Origin of the sequence: Streptomyces sp. NPDC002773, assembly GCF_040295605.1 — a bacterium.
Lineage (GTDB): Bacteria > Actinomycetota > Actinomycetes > Streptomycetales > Streptomycetaceae > Streptomyces.
In genome coordinates, this window is the sequence record NZ_JBEOVO010000078.1 from 1 (window position 1) to 1,920 (window position 1,920).

Genomic DNA, 1,920 nt, shown 5'->3' on the forward strand with positions numbered 1-1,920 from the left:
GCAGCAAATGCAGTCCGCGCGTGAGCGTGGCAAGCATTTCTGCACCTTTCCATAAATTCGGCTATATTGTCTCTGTTCATTTTTTAACAATATATTTGATTATTCATTTCGGATGAAATATGGAAAAGGAAGGGGGATTCGCTGTTGCCCGTCTACTTGACATACGGGTAACTTAACGGAAGAAATATGACGAGACTATACAAGACTAAAATAAAGTCCTATCCCAACGGCGACAAGACATTGACGGTTTATAAGAATGCATTAATCGTTAAAATTGATGATGATTCTATCGATGTATCTATTTCTGAAAAAACCGAGAAAACTGACGACGAAAAAGAGTTAGAGAAAATTAGAAATCTATGGAAAATTCGTACCAAAATAAAAGATTATGTATTATCTAATGAATTCAACTATTTTTGGACTTTGACTTTTGATTCTGATAGATATAATTATGCTGTTGCATTTGAGAAAATGGGACGATGGCTTGAACGTATGAGAAAGAAGCATGGAAAATTCGATTATATTATGATCCCTGAGCTTCATAAAGATGGTGCTATTCATTTTCATGGTGTTACTGGCGGATTGAACGCTGTTATACGTGATTCAGGCGTTAAACATAAAGGCGTGAAAGTATATAATTGTAGTGATTGGGATCATGGTTTTACTACTCTTACTAAAATTAGAAGTCGGGAAAAAACAGCAAGCTATATTACTAAATATGTTACGAAAGAAATGCAAAATTCTATTGTTGGAAAAGGCAAAAAAAAATACTGGTGTTCTCGTGGGTTGAGAGTACCAGCGGTTGAGTATAGTGTGCAAGATTTAGGCCTGGGGTTGCAACCAGACTATGAGAATGATACTTGCTTGATCTATAAAATCAAATAAATTATAACATGTGCTGCAATGGTTGAAAACTATTGCAGTTTTTTGTTGCTTGAAAACCTATCAGGTGGTATATTAGTTACATAAAAGTGATTTGGAGGTGATTACGTGAGTGGGAATGTTAAGTTTTCTATGTCGCTTGGGGAAGAACTTAATGATTATTGTGTAGCTGAAGCAAAGCGTATAGGGATTACTAAGAATGCATATATAGCAATGTGTGTTGATACGATAAAACGTCAATCGGATTCCATGACTATGACTAAAGAAGCTAACGCTATGTTTGAACATGTTAAAGCTAAAGAAAACAAAACTCTTTAATTAGTAGCAGCTCCCTCTAACAGGCGGCTAAATATGGAAAGTTTACCTATTTTAGATTTAGATCTGAGCAAAGCGTAGCGGTGCATTTACAGTAGGGCGTCTGTGCTATCCTGTTGAAGCTTCAGCGTGGAAATTTAGGATTGGTTGTTTCCATGGCTGAAGTCTCCTAATTTCTGCACAGTAAGCGGGTTCCTGCTGTCAATGCTTGCGGTTATAGATATATTAACAGCCCTTTCTAACAGGCGGTTAAATGTACATAATATGTACACGAAATAAATTTAAGGAGAGAAAAGCATGAAAGAAAAAACAAAAGATTCTGTTTATGAAATTGGACTTATAACAGCTCAATTAGAGGTATTAGATTATTTGGCGCTAGAACATGGTGCGGATATGTCAGAGGCTTTAGAAACGAAAATAGATTGGTATAGAGATGAATTGTCTCAAGTGCGAGACAACTTATTGAAAAAAGATATAAAAAAACGAATGGTTAGTGTTCAATCCGCTTCGCAGGCATTCATGAGACAATAACGCATTCGCATTGCTATATTATAGCATGAAATGGATAACTAAAAATTGTTGTATTAAAGGATAGAAAACATATAAAGTGACTTTTATGGAAAGAGGGGCAGCAAATGCAGTCCGCGCGTGAGCGTGGCAAGCATTTCTGCACCTTTCCATAAATTCGGCTATATTGTCTCTGTTCATTTTTTAACAATATAT

Annotated in this window: 3 protein-coding genes; all 3 read left to right on the forward strand. The window is 35.9% G+C overall.

Going from position 1 to position 1,920, the window contains the following annotated elements; genetic code table 11:
- The first annotated feature begins 186 nt into the window (after positions 1–186).
- Positions 187–885 (forward strand): rolling circle replication-associated protein, encoded by a 699-nt coding sequence (locus ABT034_RS35225; RefSeq protein WP_351221185.1) that lies wholly within the window; start codon positions 187–189, stop codon positions 883–885.
- A 105-nt stretch (positions 886–990) separates the two neighbouring features.
- Complete coding sequence (locus tag ABT034_RS35230; protein ID WP_350627252.1) at positions 991–1,200, forward strand: hypothetical protein; 210 nt, start codon at positions 991–993, stop codon at positions 1,198–1,200.
- A gap of 294 nt (positions 1,201–1,494) precedes the next feature.
- Positions 1,495–1,728 carry a hypothetical protein gene (locus ABT034_RS35235; RefSeq protein WP_350627254.1) on the forward strand — a complete coding sequence of 78 codons (234 nt, stop codon included), beginning with the start codon at positions 1,495–1,497 and terminating at the stop codon, positions 1,726–1,728.
- Positions 1,729–1,920 lie beyond the last annotated feature (192 nt).

Bases quoted from the DNA above. Each gene is read 5' to 3' on its own strand.
- ABT034_RS35225 (WP_351221185.1), top strand. From the start codon at position 187: ATGACGAGACTATACAAGACTAAAATAAAGTCCTATCCCAACGGCGAC.
- ABT034_RS35235 (WP_350627254.1), top strand. From the start codon at position 1,495: ATGAAAGAAAAAACAAAAGATTCTGTTTATGAAATTGGACTTATAACA.